This is a genomic window from Sorangiineae bacterium MSr11367, assembly GCA_037157805.1.
GTDB classification, from domain to species: Bacteria; Myxococcota_A; Polyangia; order Polyangiales; family Polyangiaceae; genus Pendulispora; species Pendulispora rubella.
This window is the reverse complement of the sequence record CP089983.1, coordinates 3,511,159-3,530,798: the sequence shown is the minus strand read 5'-3', so window position 1 is coordinate 3,530,798 and position 19,640 is coordinate 3,511,159. Positions and strand designations below refer to the sequence as shown.

Annotated in this window: 15 protein-coding genes; 2 read left to right on the top strand and 13 right to left on the bottom strand. The window is 66.8% G+C overall.

Features of this window, described 5'->3' with window-relative positions; genetic code table 11:
• The first annotated feature begins 199 nt into the window (after positions 1 to 199).
• On the top strand, positions 200 to 1,159 hold the full coding sequence (locus LVJ94_14140; GenBank protein ID WXB08372.1) for an FkbM family methyltransferase: 960 nt from the start codon (positions 200 to 202) through the stop codon (positions 1,157 to 1,159).
• Here the strand turns inward: LVJ94_14140 and LVJ94_14135 are convergent.
• The 10 genes from LVJ94_14135 to LVJ94_14090 form a co-directional block, all read right to left on the bottom strand.
• Entirely contained in the window at positions 1,151 to 2,386 is a 1,236-nt protein-coding gene (locus tag LVJ94_14135; GenBank protein ID WXB08371.1) for a glycosyltransferase, read from the bottom strand. The genes LVJ94_14140 and LVJ94_14135 overlap by 9 nt on opposite strands.
• A gap of 43 nt (positions 2,387 to 2,429) precedes the next feature.
• A complete protein-coding gene (locus LVJ94_14130) occupies positions 2,430 to 3,800 on the bottom strand; it encodes a carbohydrate-binding family 9-like protein (protein ID WXB08370.1) in 1,371 nt (456 codons plus the stop codon).
• Between the two features lie 82 nt (positions 3,801 to 3,882).
• Positions 3,883 to 5,532 carry a signal recognition particle protein gene (gene ffh / locus LVJ94_14125; protein WXB10713.1) on the bottom strand — a complete coding sequence of 550 codons (1,650 nt, stop codon included), beginning with the start codon at positions 5,530 to 5,532 and terminating at the stop codon, positions 3,883 to 3,885.
• A gap of 58 nt (positions 5,533 to 5,590) precedes the next feature.
• Positions 5,591 to 5,980, bottom strand: coding sequence for a hypothetical protein (locus LVJ94_14120; protein WXB08369.1), 390 nt, complete (start codon positions 5,978 to 5,980; stop codon positions 5,591 to 5,593).
• 160 nt (positions 5,981 to 6,140) lie between these two features.
• Complete coding sequence (locus LVJ94_14115) at positions 6,141 to 6,833, bottom strand: hypothetical protein (protein ID WXB08368.1); 693 nt, start codon at positions 6,831 to 6,833, stop codon at positions 6,141 to 6,143.
• 5 nt (positions 6,834 to 6,838) lie between these two features.
• Positions 6,839 to 8,356 (bottom strand): phytoene dehydrogenase, encoded by a 1,518-nt coding sequence (locus LVJ94_14110; GenBank protein ID WXB08367.1) that lies wholly within the window; start codon positions 8,354 to 8,356, stop codon positions 6,839 to 6,841.
• Positions 8,357 to 8,360: 4 nt separating this feature from the next.
• Positions 8,361 to 9,473, bottom strand: coding sequence for a mechanosensitive ion channel family protein (locus LVJ94_14105; GenBank protein WXB08366.1), 1,113 nt, complete (start codon positions 9,471 to 9,473; stop codon positions 8,361 to 8,363).
• Positions 9,470 to 10,102: a phosphoribosylglycinamide formyltransferase gene (purN, locus tag LVJ94_14100; GenBank protein WXB08365.1), complete on the bottom strand. Its 633-nt coding sequence runs from the start codon at positions 10,100 to 10,102 to the stop codon at positions 9,470 to 9,472. The genes LVJ94_14105 and purN overlap by 4 nt, the downstream gene beginning before the upstream one ends.
• A 3-nt stretch (positions 10,103 to 10,105) precedes the next feature.
• The gene (gene purM, locus LVJ94_14095) at positions 10,106 to 11,161 is read right to left on the bottom strand and encodes a phosphoribosylformylglycinamidine cyclo-ligase (GenBank protein ID WXB08364.1); all 1,056 of its coding nucleotides are present in this window, start codon (positions 11,159 to 11,161) and stop codon (positions 10,106 to 10,108) included.
• A 38-nt stretch (positions 11,162 to 11,199) separates the two neighbouring features.
• Positions 11,200 to 12,321 carry a hypothetical protein gene (locus tag LVJ94_14090; protein ID WXB08363.1) on the bottom strand — a complete coding sequence of 374 codons (1,122 nt, stop codon included), beginning with the start codon at positions 12,319 to 12,321 and terminating at the stop codon, positions 11,200 to 11,202.
• A 27-nt stretch (positions 12,322 to 12,348) separates the two neighbouring features.
• Between LVJ94_14090 and LVJ94_14085 the strand changes: the two genes are divergently transcribed.
• Complete coding sequence (locus tag LVJ94_14085) at positions 12,349 to 12,942, top strand: N-acetyltransferase (GenBank protein ID WXB08362.1); 594 nt, start codon at positions 12,349 to 12,351, stop codon at positions 12,940 to 12,942.
• Between the two features lie 143 nt (positions 12,943 to 13,085).
• Here LVJ94_14085 and mgtE read toward each other — a convergent pair whose 3' ends face one another.
• Genes mgtE through LVJ94_14070 form a run of 3 tightly spaced genes read right to left on the bottom strand, consistent with a single transcriptional unit; the run spans position 13,086 to position 19,484 of the window.
• Positions 13,086 to 14,489: a magnesium transporter gene (gene mgtE, locus LVJ94_14080; GenBank protein WXB08361.1), complete on the bottom strand. Its 1,404-nt coding sequence runs from the start codon at positions 14,487 to 14,489 to the stop codon at positions 13,086 to 13,088.
• A gap of 43 nt (positions 14,490 to 14,532) precedes the next feature.
• Positions 14,533 to 17,208: a sulfatase-like hydrolase/transferase gene (locus tag LVJ94_14075; GenBank protein WXB08360.1), complete on the bottom strand. Its 2,676-nt coding sequence runs from the start codon at positions 17,206 to 17,208 to the stop codon at positions 14,533 to 14,535.
• The gene (locus LVJ94_14070; protein WXB08359.1) at positions 17,205 to 19,484 is read right to left on the bottom strand and encodes a sulfatase-like hydrolase/transferase; all 2,280 of its coding nucleotides are present in this window, start codon (positions 19,482 to 19,484) and stop codon (positions 17,205 to 17,207) included. The genes LVJ94_14075 and LVJ94_14070 overlap by 4 nt, the downstream gene beginning before the upstream one ends.
• Positions 19,485 to 19,640 lie beyond the last annotated feature (156 nt).

Here is a 19,640-nt window from a genome sequence, read left to right as displayed (position 1 = left end):
CTGAAAGCGTCCCAATTGTCAAAAGCCTCTACACGATGAGCTAGGGGGCACAGGCGTGAATTCGAACGGGCACATTCGGGGCTTTTGGTGTTAGCATGCGACCGGGCGCGACGGTGATGCTCAATCTGGTAGGGGGGCGAGGGGCATGTCGCCGACCGCATCGACCCGTAATTTTCTCTTATGAATGAGAGCGCACTCAATGGTTGAACGAACCGTGCATGTCGGCGCGCCGCTGTGGGCGCGCGTCTCGTCCCAGATCGTGCGGCGTCTGCCGCGAGGACGATACCGCGCAATGAATTGGCTTTGCCGCGGCGAACCACCGACGTTCATCGATGTCGTGCCCGGCTCCGACCGACGGCTCATTTTCGAGTGCGATCTTCGGAATACGCTCGCGCGCGAGGTGTACTTCACCGGCACGTACGAGCCTCAGGCGACGATGTTGATCCGTGAGGTGCTGACACAAGGCCAGGTCTTCGTCGATGTGGGCGCAAACTGGGGCTACTTCAGTTTGCTCTCGGCCGGCATCGTGGGCGGCACGGGCCGCGTGGTGGCCATCGAAGCCGATCCGCGGATGTATCGCACCCTTGCGCGCAACACGGCGCTCAATTCATTTCCGCATCTCACGTCGGTGCATGTGGCGGCCGCGGCGAAGCCCGGCACCCTGACGCTCCTCGGGTATTCGGAGGAAGACACGAACTGGGGTCTCTCACGCGTCGTCAAAGACGGTGGGAACGGCAACGGCGGCAAGACGTTCGAGGTCGAGGCGAAGCCCATCGACACGATTCTCGACGAACAGCGGGTCGATTCGGTCGATTTGCTCAAGATGGACATCGAGGGCGCCGAAGGTTTCGCGCTCGAGGGCATGAGGCGAGGACTGGCATCGGGTCGTTACCGACGCATCGTGCTCGAGCTTCATCCCGACCAACTTCGCGAGCACGGCCAGTCCGCGGGCGACATCTTGCGCACCTTGCGCGACGCGGGCTACCGAGGGTGGACCATCGATCATTCGCTCGAGTCGCTTCGACGGGTTGCCTATGGACGCAATGTGGGTTTGCGCGATTTCATGGCACCGCTCGAGAAGGACAGTGTGACCCGTGAATGGCCCCACGTGCTTCTCCTCGCCGACGGCGTCGAGCCGCCGCCCGCACTGTTACGCTGAGGCGTCTGAAACGGGGGGGCCCGCGCGTCGAGCGGCGGGCCCGTCGGTTGAGTGGGTGCCGCCCAAAGCCTCGGCGTAGTAAGCGAGGCTGCGCGACGCCATGACGCGCTCATCGAACTCCGCCGCGGCGCGCTCGCGGGCGCGTTCGCCGAGTTGACGGCGAAGGTCCGGGTCGGCGGCGAGGCGGTGCGAGGCTGCGGCCAGGGCGGCGGGATCGTTCATCGGGATGGTGATGCCGCTCACGCCGTCGCGCGATACGTAGGCCACGCCCGAGTGGGGCACGTGCGTGTTGATGACCGGAAGACCGCTGGCCATGGCCTCGACTTGCGTGAGGCCGAAGCCTTCACCGCGGCCGTTGCTGGGGAACCAGAGGGCCGTGGCCGCAAGGTAGGCGCCCACCAATTCTTCGTCATCGAGGCGGCCCAACCACACGAGGCGATCGGCGACACCACGCCGCTCGGCGCGTTGGCGAAGTTCGGTCTCCATGGGGCCGCTGCCGACGATGAGGAGCTTGCCCGGCGCCTGGGAGAGGGCGTCCACGGCGACGTCGAGGCCCTTGTAGTAGATGACGCGGCCCACGGAGAGCCACAGCGGGGAACCATGTTCTGCGCGGAGCTTCTCGGCGAAGGCGCGGGCCCTGGGGGTGGGCTCGGCGAACGGCGTGCGGTCGATGCCCAGGGGCAGCGCTTTGGCCTTCGAGCCCACGCGAAGCAACGCTTCGGAGCCTCCGATGTAATCGTCGCTGGTGCTGAGCACGAGGGCCGCCCGCGAGTAGAAAAAGCTTTCCACGGGGCGGTAAGCCTTGAGCAGGACGCGCTGTTTGACCACATCGGCGTGGTGGGTCACCACCAGGGTGCCGAACGGCGGCATGAGGGAGAGCGCGCTGAAGATCGTGGGGTTCGGCGCGTGCACGTGCACGATGTCGACCCCCTCGCGGCGGATGCGCCACAGGGCCGAGAAGAGCGACGGGCACACGTCGAAGCGCGAGAACGACGCATGCCGCCCCACGCGGGTGACGCGCACGCCTTCGTCGACTTCCTCGACGCTGGGCGTGGAAGCGATGATCCGCCAGGTGGCGTCGACCCCGCCCATGTCGTGGTTGACGCAGACGACGCGCACATCCGCCCCGAGGGCCACCTGGGCACGCGCAAGGGTTTGCGTGTGCGATTCGATTCCGCCGCGGGCGGGCGGGTAGAATTTTCCGAGGTGGCAGATACGGAGCGGCATCAAGTCAGGACTTCGTTGCAGGGACGGCGGCGAAGTTTCAAATTCACGGTCTCGGCGTTCCGGCCGGCTTCTTCTTCGCGGCCGCGCCCGCATCGCCCGTGCCAGGGGCAGCGGCCGCGGCGCCAGCGTCGGCGGTGGTGTTGGCCGTCCCCCACTGGACACGACCGAAGCGCGAAGACTTGTGGAAATTGCCCTGCCCGAGGATGGGCGACCAGGCCACGCCGCCGTTTTGCTGCATGGTGTAGAAGTTCATACGCCACGCGTCACCCAGCTGGGGCGGATGGTGCGCCGCCTTGGAGAAGGCCGCCCACGGGATCGCGATCTCCACCGTGTAGCCTTCGTCCTTGTCGTCGGCCTTGTCCATGGTGCCCTGGACGGTGACGGCGCTCTTCAACTTGGGATCCCAATCCTCGTGGCCGTAGGGGCCATTGGGCTCTTGCTTGGGGGCGTTGTACGAATCGAATTGCGAGTGAAAAACCCGATTTTGCGGATTGATCTGCAATTCGTAATAATCCTTGTTGTCCCCGTCCCCATCGGGATCGGTCATGATTTCCACGGTGTCGCGGGTCCAAAGCTTGGGCAGCCCGGTAGCCGTGAAATCGTCTTTTTGCTTTTCCTTGTCGGTGAAATACCCCACCACGTCGGGATCGCTCACCGTGAAGAGGACGTACAGGTTCGTGTCGTCCCACGCGAGTTTGGCGCTGCCGTTCACGGGAAACGTGGTGTTCTTTTTCCCCGTTCCCACATCAACGAAAGGGCCGAGATCCGCGGCGCCTCCCCAGGCTTTGTCGTCGCCCTTGCCGTCGATGACGATCTTGTCGCCGGCCGCGAGCTTGTTGACGATGATCGAGGGAAGGTCCGTGCCGTGCGTGTGCTCTTCCGGCTTGGGGGTCACACCCGTTTTGATTTTGCCGACCAAGGCCGCATTGTCGCCGTCGTTCGGGCCGCTGATGATGCGAAGGCGCGCGTTGCCCTTCCATACGCCGGTGAGGACCGAAAGCTCGGGCGCCTTGGTGTCCTCCGGGATGCGGAAGGTCTGCTCGTCGACGTAGACTTTGCCCTTTTCCCATTTGTCGGGGCTCAAGATTTGTTTGCCATTCTTGAGCTCCCGCAAGGGGCCGTCGTTATCCAAGTTGTCGCGATGGTCCGTGGCCGGATCTTGGATGTGCGTGAAGAGCAGCCACCCATCGTCCACGGTGTCGTCGCAGCGCCAGTAGTACGTGAGCTTCACGTCCTGGCCGGGTTTGGCCTGCGCGGGCTCGATGTCGTAACCGATGATGTGCACTCGGTTTTCGAAGTTGATATCGACCTTGTGCGGGATGTTCGCCGGCTCGGCCTCGAGGATGTACGACTTGAGACGTTCCTTGTCCTCCGCGGAGACGCTCTTCGAACCGCCGACACACGCGGCCTGCATGGCCAGAGCCCCTGCTACCACTGACAGCAACATCCACTTCGCGCGCACTGGATCCTCCCGTTCGTCGTTGTTTCGGAACTACTTACTTGCGGCCCTTGCGGCGGGCGTCTTTTTCGCGCTTGCGCTGTGCTTTTTTCGCGTTGCGCTCGGAGGCCGAGAGAGCCTTCATCTTGGTGAGGCTCTCTTGCGGGGCGCCTCCGCCCATGCCCGGAAAGCCCCCCATCCCGGGGAAGCCGCCCATGCCCGGGAAACCGCCCATGCCCGGCATGCCGGGGAAGCCGCCCATGCCCGGCATACCCGGGAAGCCCGGCATGCCGCCGCCGCCGGCGGCCATTTTCTTGAGGTTTTTGGCCATCTGCAGCTGCTTCATGCCCGGGATGTTGCCGAGGAGGCCCATGTTCTGGCCGAGGCCCGACATCATCTGCCGCATGAAGAGGAACTTCTGTACGAGCTCGCTCACCGCTTGCTCGGTGCTGCCCGAGCCTTTGGCGACGCGCTTCACGCGCCCGGGCTCGCGCACCAGCGCGTACGGGTCCTTCTTCTCGAAGGGGGTGAAGCTCTGGATGATGGCCTCGATCTTCACGAGCTCGCGATCGTCGAGGTTGGCGTCGGGCGGGATCATCCCGTCCATGCCCGGCATTTTGCCGACGATGTCCTTGAGCGAGCCCATTTTCTGAATCATGCGAATCTGATTCAGGAAGTCGTCCAAGCTGAAATCGCCTTGGAGCATCTTCATCGCGTCTTCGGCGGCCTTTTGCTCGTCGACGACGGATTGGAAGTCCTTCATCAGGCCGACGACGTCGCCCATGCCGAGCACGCGGCTGGCCATGCCCTCGGCACGGAACTCTTCGAATTTGTCCGTGCCCTCGCCCACGCCGATGAAGCGCACGGGCGCGCCCGTGACCTCTTTGACGCTGAGCGCGGCGCCGCCGCGGGCGTCGCCGTCGAGCTTCGTGAGGACGACGCCGGTGAGTTCCAGCTTGTCGTGGAAGCCTTTGGAAACTTTGACGGCGTCTTGGCCTATCATCGAGTCGACGACGAGAAGGATGTTCTCGGGCTGGATGGACTCTTTGATGGCCCCCAGCTCGTCCATGAGCTTTTCGTCGATGGCGAGACGGCCGGCGGTGTCGTAGATGATGACGTCGTGGCCCTTGGCGCGGGCCTCTTCGCGGGCCTTGATGCAGATGTTGAGCGGCGTCTCGCCCGGGATGTTGAACACCGGGATGCCAATGCTCTTGCCGAGAACCTGCAGCTGCTCGACGGCGGCAGGGCGCTGCATGTCGGCGGCGACGAGGAGCGGCTTTTTCTTTTCTTCCTTCTGCAGGTAGCGCGCGAGCTTGGCGGTGGTGGTCGTCTTACCGGAGCCTTGGAGACCGACCATCATGATGCCGGTGGGGCGCTTTTCATGAGGGTCCGCGAAGGTGAGCGCGGGGCCTTCGGCGGTCATGAAGGCGACGAGTTCGTCGTGACAGATCTTGGTGAACTGGTCGCCGGCGGTGACCTTCATGGTGCCGCCGTCGGCGGACTTGGTCTTCAGCTTGACGACCTCGCCCAGGGCCTTCTCTTTGACGCGGGCCAGGAATGCTTTGACGACGCCGAGCTCGACGTCCGCCTCCAGGAGGGACAGGCGCACCTCGCGAAGTGCGGTATCGATATTCTGCTCGTTGAGCTCCGTAAGACCGGCGAGGCGGTTTTTTGCCTGCCGAAAGCCATTGGCCAATGCGTCGAACATGGGGGATGGGCTTACCACGGACCGCGCAATTTGTCCGTCCCCTCCGCCAAAGTCCGCTTTAGATTCCGTACTTTCGCTTGAGGGCCTGGAGCTTTTCGTCGCAGGTGGGAAGCGCCGCATGCCCTTCCTCGAGGAGGCGGGCGGCCTCGTCGAGCTTGTCGGGCAGGGCGCGCGCCTCCGGGGAATCGTGCTCCAACTTGCCCGCGCGCACCTCCGCCAGGCCGACTTCGACCTGGTGTTTCAGGGCCAGTGCCCGCGCGGTGGGCCCGCTAACGGCCAGGCACGCCCGCTTCGTTTCGCAGACGTCCACCACCGAACACGGCGTGTGATCCAGGGCCTCGGCCATGGATCCTTTGAGCGAGTTGTCGGCAACCCGGTAGCGCTCGATGGCCTGCGAAAGCGACCCCGCCTCCACCTTCCCCGTATTGGCGCACGCTGGGAGGACCAACAGAAGAAGGAACCGCCAGGACGCCAGGGTCGCCAGGTTGAAACGAATCTGGCCCCTGGGTTTTGATTGGGGTCGCCCAATCAAAAAATCAGAGGTCAGGGCCGTTTCCGTCGGCGCCACTGGCGACCCTGGCGTCCTGGCGGTTTCCTTCTTCTGTGGGTTAAGCATCGGGGATCTCGCGCCAGATGGCCCCGGATTGGGCGAGGGATTGGATGTCGCCTTGGACGACGAAGAGGCCGTCGCGGCTGGGGGCGATGCGCACGTCGGCGCCCGAGCGGCGGGCGATGCCGATGACGGCGACTTCGTCGCCCGGCAGGAGCGACTCTTCGAAGGTGCGCACGGCGACGACGGCCTTGTCGCCCTCGAGGACGCCGAAGTCGGTGTGCTTTTGGAAGAGCGGCAGGATGCGCGCCTCGAACTGCGCGCCCTCGGCGGTGTAGCTGCGGTCGATGCGATCGGGGCCGACGACGACGGTGGCGGTGGTGCCCTCGACCTCGAAGCGTCCCGTGGAAGCTTCCACGACGAAGTTCGCGGATTGGACTTCGCGATGGAGGGTTTGCACGCGGAGCAAGCCGGGGCGAGCCACCTCGCCACGCACGATGAGGCGCGTCCAGAGGGCGTCCTTTTTCGTGATGGGCGTGGGCACCAAGTGCCCGCCGCGCGCCCGGCCGCGCACGATGACCAGCTCCCCTTCCCTCGCCTCAGCGATGGTGGTTTCCCGTGCGCGCAGAATGCGGCGCTGCCGGGCACCCTGTTGGAGGGCGCGGCCGGCGGCAATGAGCGCAGTGACGAGAATGCTCAGTCCTGCGAGGACCCAGATTGCGTCTCCGTCGAAGAGAGGAAAAGTCGGCACGTCCGTCACCCGAGCTCCACTTTGCTCCACATGTCGCGCCGCATTCTCTCTTTGCGGCGGTCGGTTCGGGTAATAATTCGTGCCACCCCCCACGCGGCGAGCAGTTCGCCCTCCTGGCCCAGCGCCGGAAGCGTGGTCCGCCCCAGGACGAAGGCGCCCGAAAGCGGGGTTCGCAGCGGTTCGGCCCCCAGGCCGTGAAGCTGCAGCGGGTCGGCATCCCACTGGACGGGCATCGGTTCGGCCTCCAGCGAGCCGCCCGAGGTGCGCACGCGGGTGCGGTCGACGGATTTGCGCTCGCCCTCGCGGAAGTCCCAGAGCGGGCGGCCATCGTGGGGCGAGTCGACGAGCAGGTAGTGCCGCTCGATGAAGGGCAAGAATTGCTCGACGGTGGCGAGCACGCGCTCGCGGGCCGCGGCGACTTTGCCGCGCGAGTCGCTCTCGAGGAGGGCCTCGGCGACGAGGAGCGTGGTGTCGCCCGGTCCCTTGGTGCGCTGCAGATGCACCGTGTACGCCGGTGCGTCGGGCACGAGGAAGGACTCGGCGGCGAGCGGCTGCGGGACGCCCCGATCGTGCACCAGGATGGAGACGACGAAACGCCACGTGCGCGGATGCACCGCGGGGAGCTGGCTCATGGCCCGGCGGGACGGCGCAAAGCCCGGGGCGAGGTCGAGCAACGCGGCGGTGGGAAGGTCCGACACGACGAAGGGCGCGCCCGTGGGAGCGTCGTCGCCGTCGACGAGCACACCGGTCACTTTGCCACCGCGGTGGGCGATGGAGGAGGCACGCTCGCCGAGGTTGACGTCGCCGCCGTGGGCGCGCACCCGCTCGACGAGGAACTCGCTGAGCTCCTCTTCGCCGCGGGCGAGGCGCACGGGGCGGATCCACGCGCCGTGCAAGCGTGCGAGCGCGAACGGCGGAATGGGATCCGCGAGGTCCGAGGCGAAACGGGCGGCGATTTCCACGACGCCGCGGTACGGATGGTCGCGGGAGAACTCGGCCAGGAGATCGCCGCCCGAGGTTTCCTGCAGGTGCGGCAACGATGCGAGGGCGCGGTCGGTCTCGCGGCGCTCCCAGAAGCCGCCCGGCGGGAGGACGACATCGCGCTCGAAGGCCGCATCGGCGAGAGAGCAGGTGCGCGCGAGCTCGGCGTAAAATTCGTCGACGACGCGGCGAATGCCAGGAAACTCGCGGTCGATCTCGCGACCGAAGAAGGCGGCGTCGGTGGGGATCTCCAGGCGGCGCCCGGGGCTCAGCACACCGAGAACGGGATCGTGTGGGGCGAGGCGGCGGCGGAAGGTCTGCGATTGTGCGAGCTCGACGATGACCCGGCCCCACGCGGGCGATTGCGCCGCGTGAAAGTTGAAGGCGCGGCGCGCCAGCGGCAAGCCGTCGTACGTGTACGAGGCCGGCCGAAAGCCCTGACCGAGGACGAGCACGCGCCACGAGCGCCGGGCGAGAAGAGCTGCCGCAGAAAGCGCGCCGATCCCCGCCCCGAGGACGACCACGTCGTAGTGTTTGGCCATGGTCTTACGGGGCGTCCTCTTGCTGCTCGGCCGCCGCACGAAGCGATGCCAGCGACGGCGGCGGGGGAGCGTTGGGCGCCAAAGGGGAAAGGACGGCGTCCACCTCGGCAACGTGCGGAGGTGCAGCCGAAACGGCGTCGGGGATGGGCGGAGCCCCAGGCCCCGCTTTGGGGGCCGTACCGGAGGGCGGAACCTCCGAGGGACGCGGGCGCATTTGCGTGCGCACGAACTCGAACGCGTTGATGGTGCTCAAGGACCGCGGGCGCGAAACCATGTGCGTGATGAGCCCCGACTGCGCCACGGCGTTGGGGATGACCACCTCACGGTTGTCCTCGGTGCGGATGCGCGTGGTGAGCGCGCCCAACGAAAGCACCTCCCCTTGCGTCTCGCCGATGCGCACGCGATCGCCTGCGCGGTAGGCACGCGAATACGTCAGCACCAGGCCGGCGAGCAGGTTCGAGGTCACACTGCGCGCGCCGAGCGCCAAGAGAAGGCCGACCATCACCGCCACGCCGAGAAAAGCCTTCGATTCGCTGCCCGGCAGGTACGGCGCGGCCATGACCAGGGCGCAGATCCAAATGAGGATGGTGACGATGCGGCGCGTGGGCACGGCGAGCTCGGGCTCGAGCCACTCGAGCTCCAGTTTGCGCATGCGCACGGCGTCGGTCACCACGGCCAGCGAGCGCGTGGAAAAGCGGGCCGCCGCGAAGATCATGATGAGCACCACCAGGTTCGGGATGAACCCCAGGGCGGCCTCGAAGGCGTTCGTCAGCACCGTGACCAGGGGCTGCACGACGACGCCGAACACGCGATGGTTCGGATCGAGCGCCCAGGCAACGATGAGGAGCCAGACGTACGTCGCCGTGAGCGAAAGCAGGGCCCGCGTCATGCCGATCAGCGACTTGAAAAAGGCGATGATCGTGTCGACGCCGAGGACCTCGATGGATCGGAAGTGAAAGCCTTTTCCGCGACGCCGTAGCCGGCGGTCGATGAACTCGACGAGGCCGCGCAGCATGCGACCGAGGCTGCGCAGGATCCAAATCCAGAAGGCCGAAACCACCAGCGCTAGGAGGATGCGACCGATCCAAATGGCGACGTAGTCCGGCCCTACATTCATCCTTCACCTCGCGTCACGGATACGCGGGCGCGCGCTCCATCCTGGGCTGGAGCCACGGTGACGCGGCCCTCGGCCATCCACTGGAGGACGCGCGGAAGGAGCGTGTGCTCCTCCGCGAGAATGCGCGCGCGCAAGGCCGGCTCGTCGTCCGTGTCCAAAACGGGGACGGCGGCCTGCGCCAGGATGGGCCCCGTGTCGGTGCCCGCATCCACGAGGTGCACGGTGCACCCTGCGATGCGCACGCCGTAGTCGAAGGCCTGCTTTTGCGCGTGCATACCGGGAAACGCCGGCAACAGGGACGGGTGAATGTTCACGATGCGCAGGGGGAACGCATCGAGCAGCGTCGGGGTGATGACCCGCATGAAGCCCGCGAGGACGACCCATTCCACCTCGTGCGCGCGCAGGCTTTCGACCAGGGCGCCGTCGAAGGCCTGCCGATTCGGGAAGGCCTTGTGGTCGATGACCAAGGTGGGGACGCCATGGGCGCGCGCATGCTCGAGCCCCGGCGCCGTGGCCACGTTGGAGATGACCACGTTGACGCGCGCGTCGAGCCGCTTCTCGGCAATGGCGTCGAGGACCGCCTTGAGGTTCGAACCGGTGCCGGAGATGAGGACGCCCAGGTTCAACATGGTTCAGGCTCCCGGCCAGACCACGCGGTCTTCGAAGGGCGTCTCGGGATCGACCGGGACGACATGGCCGAGCGTATAGGGCTCTTCGCCCTGAGCACGCAGCACCTCGATCGCGCGGGCCGCATGTTCCGGCGGCACGATGACCACGAAGCCGATGCCCAGGTTGAAGGTGCGGCGCATTTCTTTTTCCTCGACGGGGCCGCCCTCGGCGATGAGCTGAAAGATCGGCGGGCGCGGCCAGGTGCCCTCGATCTGGACGCCAAGTCCGTCGGGGAGAACACGCGGGAGGTTGCCCGGTAGGCCGCCGCCAGTGATGTGGCTCATGGCGCGCACGTCGATGGTGCCGTCCTGCGTGAGGGCGGCGACGTGGCGTGCGTACAGCCGCGTGGGACGGAGGAGCGCCTGGGCGACGGTGGCTCCGGCCAGACCGACGGGGGCGTCGTCGGGGCCGAGGTGCATGGTCTCGAGGAGCACGTGCCGCGCGAGCGAGTACCCGTTCGAGTGCAGGCCGCTGGAGGCGATGCCCAAGGCCACGTCGCCAGCGGCGACGCGTTTGCCGTCGATGATGTTCTTGCGCGAGACCACGCCGACCGCGAAGCCGGCGAGATCGTACTCGCCGTGGGCGTACATGCCGGGCAGCTCGGCCGTCTCCCCGCCGAGAAGGGCGCAGCCCACCTCTTTGCAGGCGTTGGCGATGCCGCGCACGACGGCCTCCCCCACCGCGACGTCGAGCTTTCCCGTGCCGAAGTAGTCCAGGAAGAACAGCGGGCGCGCACCGCACGTGATGACGTCGTTCACGCACATGCCGACCAGGTCGAACCCGATGGTGTCGTGCACGCCGGTCATGAAGGCGACCTTCAACTTGGTGCCGACGCCGTCGGTGCCGCTCACCAAAACGGGATCTTCCAGGCCCGACGGAAGGCGGCACATGCCCGCAAATCCGCCGACGTCCTCCAGGACTTCCGCGATGCGGGTGGCGCGCGCAAGCGGCTTGATTCGTTCGACGAGTTCGTCGCCCGCATCGATGTCGACCCCCGCCTTTCGATAGGTGATCGCCATGGGTTACCTCACTTTACCATTGAACGAGTTGACATTTCTCACCAGCGAACCGTAACCGGGACCGGCCTTTCTTCGCGGCTGCCGTCGCCAGCCTGGCCGGAATCGTTCTTTCCCCAACACCGCACCGCAGGCTTCGCAGGGCCCACCAGGGCTCCTGCACCCGCGAGGCGCACGCACACCGTGCCCCCACCGAGTCCGATCTGCTGGACGTCGAACAAGCCGGAAATCAGGCCCGGCGCGTTGCGTTGTTCGTGCGAGCCGTTGTTCTGCTGTCCGTATTCGTTGCTTCCCCAGCAGCGCACCGAGCCATCGTAGAGGCGCGCGCAGGTGTGGGCGTCGCCCAGGGCGGTGGCGCGCACGGATTCGAGGCCGGCAACGCGGGTGGGCTCGTGGCGATCGACCAGGGTGCCGTCGCCCACTTGGCCGTGGTCGTTCTTGCCCCAACAGGAGACGGTGCGGTCGATGAGGGTGGCGCAGGTGTGGGCATCGCCGGCGGCGATGTGAATCACACCCCGGAGGTTGGGCACGGGGGTGGGCTCGGTGCGCTCGGTGGTGGTGCCGTCGCCGAGCTGCCCCGATTCATTTTTCCCCCAGCAGCGTACGGAGCCGTCCTCGCGAACGATGGCGCAAAGATGACCGCGCCCTGCCGCGATGGCGAAGATGGGCGGGAGGTTCTCCTGGCGTGCGGGCTTGGGGCCACCGTGCTCCGAATGCCAGCACTCGACATCGCCGGATTTGTGCAGAGCGCACGCAAAGCTGGGGCCGAGGGCGAGCTGGGTGACGTCGCGCAGGTGCTCGGCCGCACCGGCGAGGCCTTCGCGCCCTCCCCAGCAGCGGACCCTTGCGCCGTCGTCGAGCAGGACGCACGTGGTTTCCGCGCCGGCGACGACTTGCGCGATGTGGCCCGGCGATTCGACGTGCACGGGGCGGAGGCGGTCGTCGTGGGTGCCGTCGGCGAGTTGGCCGCGGTCGTTCTTGCCCCAGCAGCGCATGGAGCCGTCGCGCATGAGGGCGCAGGCGTGCGCCGAGCCCACGGCGATGTCCTCGACTTGGTAGGCGGGGCCGTTCTGCCGTTTCTTGCAGCCGGCCATGGCGCACGCGACCAACGCGATGGACGCGAGGATCGCCAGGCTCATTCCGCTCTTGACGGCAGACAACATCGCCCGTGCTTATATGCGGAACGGTCGATGGCCACACGGAAAAGGAGCTCCCTCGCGTCCAGGCCGCGCCGCCGCTCCGGTGAGCCCGCCAAAGCGTACCCCACCGCGGTCGTACAAGCGGGCGCGGTCATCGGGAAAGACGCCGTCATCGGGGCCTTTTGCTTCGTGGCCAAAGGCGCACGCATCGGTGCGGGATGCCGCATCCAGAGCCACACGAGCGTATGGGCCGGCGTGACCCTGGAGGAAGACGTCTTCGTGGGCCCCGCCGCCACGTTCACCAACGTGCGGCACCCGCGCGCAGCCTTCTCCCGTGCACCTGGCCCCGGCGAAACCTGGGACGAGACCCACGTCGGCCGCGGCGCCACCCTTGGCGCAAACTCGACCTTGGTCGCGCCCGTGCGCATCGGCGACCACGCCCTCATCGCCGCCGGCGCCGTCGTCACCCGCGACGTCCCCGCCCACGCCATCGTGGCTGGCGTCCCCGCACGCATCATCGGCTGGGCCTGCCCCTGCGGCGAAACCATCTCCCACGCCCAACGCCGCCCGAAACGCCTTACCTGCGGGGCATGTGTAAAACCGAAGAAGAAGGAAACCGCCAGGACGCCAGGGTCGCCAGACTGAAACGAAGCTGGTCCCTGGATTTTTTGTTTAGAAGCAAAAATCAGAGCGCCATCCCCCCAAAAAAACCAGGGGCCAGGGCCGTTTCCGTTGGCCCCCCCTGGCGACCCTGGCGTCCTGGCGGTTTCCCTCTTCTGCGGGTCCGACTATGGCACGGGGGCGCCGTGAGGAACGCCTGCGGCGAGGACGCCGGCCATGACGATGCGGGCGACGTGGACGAAGACGACGATGCCGGCGACGTCGACGAGGCTCGCGATGAAGGGCGTGGAGCTGGTGGCGGGGTCGAGGCCGATCTTCTTCAGGATCAAGGGCAGCATGGAGCCGATGGTGCAGCCTGCGACGACGATGCCGACCAAGGTCAAGGCGATGGTGAACGCGAAGGGCAGGGATTGGTCGCGGTACATCAATACGCGGGCGAAGCCGATGACGCCGAGAATGGCCCCGAGCACGAGGCCCATGAGGAGTTCGCGGACGAGGACGCGCCACCAGTCGCGCCCGCGCACCTCGCCGACGGCGAGGCCGCGGATGATCAAGGTCGACGACTGCGAGCCGGAATTGCCGCCGGCGGAGATGAGCAGGGGGATGTAGTAGCTCGCGCCCTGCAACACCTGGAAAATGGGGTCGTAGTAGCGCAGCGCCGTCTGCGTGAAGAACTCGCCGACGAAGAGGATGACCAACCAGCCGCCGCGCTTGCGAATGAACTCGCCGAAGCGCGTCTGGAAGTACGGCACGTCGAGCGGCTCGATGCCGCCGAGCTTTTGGACGTCCTCCGTCTGCTCCTGGGTGAGAACGTCGACGACGTCGTCGATGGTGATGATGCCGAGAAGCTTTCCATCGACGGCGATGACCGGCATCACGTTGAGGTCGTACTTCGCCATGCGGCGCGCGACCTCCTCTTGGTCCATGTCCGGCGGCACGCTGATGATGTTCGTGCGGAGCACGTTCTCCAGCGGCTCGTGGCCCGGGTTCACGATGAGATCGCGCAGCGAGGCGATGCCGACCACATGCTCGTCGGCCGTGAGCGCGTACACGTTGTAGATGGGGCTGTTCTCGTTTTCGACCGAGTACGCCCGCACGGCCTCGATGGCCTCTTCGACCCGGATGGTCGGCGCGACGGACAGGTAGTTCGTCGTCATCAAGTGGCCGGCGCTCGTGTCGGGCCACTTCTCGATTTCGCGGACGGCCTCGGCGGCCTCCGGGTCGACCCGCTGGAGGGTCTCGAGGATCTTGTCGCCGATGGCGTCGGGCAGGACGCTGAACAAGTCGGCCCGGTCGTCGGGCTCCATCTCGCTGGCGATGTGCGCGACCGACTCGGGCGCCATCAGCTCCGCGAGCTCCTCCTGCTCCGTCTCGTCGAGGCGCTCGAAGATAGGGGCGGCCTCGTCGGCGGGGAGGCGGGCCAGAAGCTGCGCGGCCTCGTCCGGTTCCAGCTCGGAGACGATGTCGGCGAGGTCCTCGGCGTGGATCTCGTCGAGCAATTCGCGCACTTGGTCCGGGTCATCCCTGAGGAGCTGCTTCAGGTCCGGACTGAGCAAGGTCGCGAGCCGCATAACGCGGCGCGCTTATAGCGGAAGGGCGGCCAATCGAGAACCCTTACTTCGCACGAACCCCGGATCCTCCGGTCCTGGCAGTGTATCCCCAGGCTCGAAGTACCCGGCTCATCTCCTCGGCACTCGCCCCCGCCGCCACGAGACCGCCGCCTTCGTTCCGCGCGCCGGAGTACGTGACGAACAGGCCGAGATCGCGCGTGAAGTTGATGACCGGCAGGGAGCTCGAGACGATCGCCGAACGCGCTTCGTCGGTGGTGATTCCATGCTCCAGGCTGGCCTCCCACAAGCCCAGCGGGCCCGCGAAAAAGCGATCGGCCGGCCATGCTCGGTCGTCGAGGTAAAGGTCCCAGGCGAGCTTCGCATCGGCGGGTTCGACGCGCAGGTCGAAGCCCACCGCACCATCGGGAACCGTGGAAAAGCCGAACTCGACGCGCGGCCCCTCGACCTTGATGACCTCGCGCGCGATGCCCACGGGCTCCACGCGAAATGCCGCCGCCACGCCGGCCGCCTGCAAGGTGCCGCTCACACGGTGCACGGCGCCGCCGCCGACGAAGCGCAGATGCAAGGGCACGAGGCCGTCCTTGCCTTCCTTTCGCGAAACCGACTCGGCGCCGGCCACCGCGACATTTTTCTCGGCGGCGGCGAGGCGGGCCCGCATTTCGGCGACCAGGTCGGGACGGCCGGGGGCGATGTCATGGCGCTCGCCCGGATCGTCCTCCAGGTCGAACAGCTCCTCGCTCGCCGTCACCAGTTTGTCACCCTGGCGCGTCGTCTGCGCCTTGCCTTCGCGCGCGAGCAGCCGGTAGCGCCCCACCATGAGCCCGCGCGTGGCACGTCCCTCGGTGAGGACCACGCGCTCGTCCTCTTTGGCGCCGCCCATGAGCGGCACCAGGGAGCGGCCGGACATGCGCGTGGGCGGCGTGAGGCCTTGCAGCTCGAGCACGGTGGGGGCAATGTCGATGCTGCGAACGCGCTCGGTGACCGCCTTGTTGGCGGGGATCACGCCGGGGAGGACGGCAAGAATGGGAATGCGGCTCGTCTCCTCGTAGTTGCCCGCGGCGTGGTGGAAGCGCACCGGAAGCTCGTCGAGCGAGGTGACGCCATCGTGCGCCGAGGAAAGCGTCTCGCCGTGATCCGCGGTGACGACGATGAGCGTGCGCTCGCGCAGATGCGCCTCGTCGAGGGCGCGCACCACCTCGCCGATGGCCTCGTCGTCCTTCGCCGCCTCGGCCATGTAGCGGCGCACGTGCTTGTCGGAGGGGCCTGCGGGCGGCAACGGAACGCGGTCGAGGAACTTCTGCGGCGGCTCCCACGGCGAGTGGGGCGAGTTGTAGTTGCAAAAGAGAAAGAAGCGCTCGCTCGCGTGGTCGTGAATGAAGGAAACCGTATCGTGGGTGATCTCCGCGGTGTCGCGCGTGTGGTAGCGATGGTCGGCCACCCGCTCGAAGCCCATGTCGAGCCCCGCGGTGGCGTAACCCGCCATGAAAAAGTTGTTCACGAACGCGCGCGGGAGGACGCCGTTCTTGGCGAGGATGCGCGAGATGAGCGGCGGCTCGCTGGAGTAGTACCGCTCGATGTCGCTGTCGTGCAGGACGAAGTGCAGCGATTCGATGCCTATCTCGGAGGCACGGGCGCCGGCGAGCATGGCCAGGGTGCCCGGACGGGTCCACGTGGCGGCGGAATGCGCATTCGTGAAGCGGGTGCCGGCACGCGCGAGCGCATCGAGGGACGGGGTGAGGCCATCGATTTTCGGCAGGAGCGCATCGAGCGGTGGGTATGGGGCGGCGAGCTTCTTCACGTCCTCGGCGTCATCGTGAAAGCTTGGAATGACGTCGGGACGCAGGGCATCGACGACGATCCAAACGACGTTGTACGGGACGTTGGTGAGCTCCTTGGCCAGCAAGGTGGGGTTGCCCCACACCAGGAGCGGAAGGTTGGTGGCGAGGACGGGACCGAGATCGTCGTTCAGGGGGGCCTTTTCGGCCTTCGGGCGCCTCTCGGGGGGAGCCGGGACCGACGACGTTTGGAACCGCAATTCCACGTCGTGGCCGACCCACGGCTCCAAGGGGCACGTGACGTCGTGCCACACGGACGCCTCGGCGGAGGAGACGCGTTTGGAACAGAGCTCGTGCTCGGCGCCGCCGGCGTCGACCAGGGTCACGGTGAAGACGCCATCGTCGACGGCGCGGTTGACCATGGCCGCGGAAAACGAGAGCGCCGCGTGCGGGGGGATGCGAACGCGGTAGCCCACGGTGGCAGGCGGCGGGGCGAAGATGCCCTCGCGCTGATCGAAGCTTCCCTCGTTCATGTTCCAGACGCGCGCGTTGGGCATCCAGTTGCCGCCGCTGGGTGTCTTGGTGCTCCAGGCCTCTTCGTGGGCGCTGGTGCGCAGCACGATGCTCATGGCCAGCTTGCGCGCGTCGTCCGACAGCGACGCGAAGGGCACCCCCATCTTGCGCCAGTGCGGCTTCAGCATGGAGAGGCCCATCTTCGCGTTGGGGACGTCGAGGCGGGCGTCGCCGAGGGCGGACACGAAGCGGGTGCGCGCCTGGTAGGCCTCGCCCACGGCCACCGGTTTGGGGGCCACCTTGGAGGGCGCCACGGCATCGATTCGCGGAACGAGCGCGGTTTCGGCGCGGGTGCCGTAGCGATGGACGACGGCCAAGCCCGAGGCCGCGAGCACCACGCCCAAGCACGTCGACCCGAACCACGAACTCAAAGGGAAACCCCTGCGTTCAACGTCTGTCCCGGCGAGCCGGAAACCTCCGGACGCGCCGTGCTCAAGGCGTCGCGCGGAACGGCCACACCGTTGCGCATCGTCAGGCTCGGATCGCGCAAGATGTACGCGCGCAGCTCGGCCCCGAGGCGGGCCGCCTCCTCCGGGTATTCCGCCGAAACGTCGCGAAGCTCGTTCGGATCCGCCCGCGTATCGAAAAGCATGTACTTCGCACCCTTGCGGGTAGGCATGTACACGAGCTTGAAGCGCTCGTCGCGTGCCATGCGGTGCTTGGAGGCGATGATGGTGGGCATCATCTCCTTGCGCATCACCATCTCGCTGTGGTGGTCCTTGTCGACCTCGGTGACGTTCTCGATGTCGGGGTACGGGATGCGGAGACCGTTCGGGCTGAGCAGACCGGTCTCCTCCGAGAACCAGATTTCCGTTTCGGAGTACGCCAACACCGGGGCCAAATCGCCGCCGGTGAGGGCCGGCACGAGCGAGCGACCGTCCATGGGCTCGGAGGCGGGGGGCTGGGCCAGGTTGGTCAGCTCGTAGAGCGTGGGCGCCAGATCGACGGCGCGCGCAATGCGCGAAACGCGATGGCCGGTGCCGATGCGCGGATCGTAGATGACCAGCGGCACGTGCGTTTGCTCGTCACCGAACAGGTGATCGCCGTGGCCGAGGTTGCGACCGAATTCGAACAGCTCCTCGCCGTGGTCGCCGAGGATGACGACGATGGTGCGCTCGGCGAGATGGCGCGCGCGGAGCCCCTCGAGGATGCGCGCGAACGCGTGATCGACGCTGGCCACGGCGCTGTCGTAGAGGTTGCGAACGTGCGCGATGTCCTCGTCGGTTTCCTTGGAGGGGACGTCGAGATCCACGGGCCAGCTGTATTTGTACGGTCCGCGGTAGTCGGGCGACGTAAAGCGCCGGTGGAACGGCGCGGGCACCGGGTACGGGAAGTGGGACGTGCCAAAGAACACGGTCATGAAGAAAGGCTGATCGCGAGGCCCTCGATCCAACGCGTCCAGCGTATCTTCGACGAGGAAATCCGGATCGGCGGCGGCGCTGACTTCTCGCATGAGGGGCAGGACCCGGCGACCGACGCGCGTGTGCAGCATCGGCAGGAGCGGCGTCTCGCGCTGAATGAGATTCTCGCGCATCACCTCGACGAGATCGAAGGCCGGCGCATCGACCCCGGAGAAGCCGAGGTCGATGCGGGAGAAGATGTCGCCGACGAAGTCGGTCACGACCATGGTGCGGTAGCCGGCGCGGCGAAATCGGCTGGGGGCCGCGTCGAAGTCCTTCGTGCGGTCTTCCCATCGCGGAAACATCGTGACGATGCCGTGGTGGTGCGGCTGGCGCCCCGTGAGCCACGACGTCCACGACGGGAAGGTCCGCGGCACGGAGACGTAGGCTTTCTCGAACACCGTCGCATGCTCGGCGAGCTGCGTCATGTACGGCATCGTCCGCGCGTTGAAGCGATCGGCACGCAGCGAGTCCGCCGCGAGCAGCAAGATATTCATTCGGGCCTTGCGGCCCTCATAGGCCTCATCGGCCATCGATTTCTCATTCTGCGACCGGTTCATTCGGGCCTTGCGGCCCTCATAGGCCTCATCGGCCATCGATTTCTCATTCTGCGACCGGTTCATGGGCGCCTGACCAGGCGTCGGTGGCTTCGGTGCGGGAAAGGCGAGCTGCGGTGGCTGCGGGCGGGTGACGCCGAAGAGGAAGCCCGCGAGGACGGCGATGGCTGCGGCGCCGCCAACACCGACCGAGCGACGAAGCCGCCCCGGCCACCAAGGCCATTGGGCGCGGGGCCCCGCCAGGTACACGAGAAGGACCGCACACGCGAGGAGCGCCACGCCGGTGGGGCCGAGGACGTCGCACACCACGATTTGACCGAGGCGGCGCAAGCCACCCTTCATGTAGAACCACTTCGAGTACAACGCAGGGCGGCGTGACATGGTCCACGCAACCCAGGTGGCATGCAGGGCCACGACGACGCAGAACGACTCGAGGGCGAGGCCATACGACCCGCGCTCACGCCGGCGGGCCATCCGGTCGCGGCATGCCACGAGAAAGCGGGCCACGAGGCCTAGCAGTGCGCCCATGACCACGGAGGCGGCCAGGATGGCAACAGCGAACCGGTAAAGATCCGGTCCGAAGTGCCCCATGATGAAGGTGCGCAGCTCGTGCACGCGCGGACCACTCTCCTCCTCCGCCTGGCCCGCCCAGATCGCGAGCACGGAAACGTACGCGGCCCCGGTCGTCATCGGAGCGAGAAGGAGGTCCTTCAGTCCGCGCAAAACGCTAGTTCGAATGGGGCGCTGGACGGACCTTAATGGCATTCTACCTCTGGCGACGAAACATTAGACTTTAGCGAAAAGGCCAACATTGCCCAAGTACCCGCGCCTTCGGTCCGTTGAAAC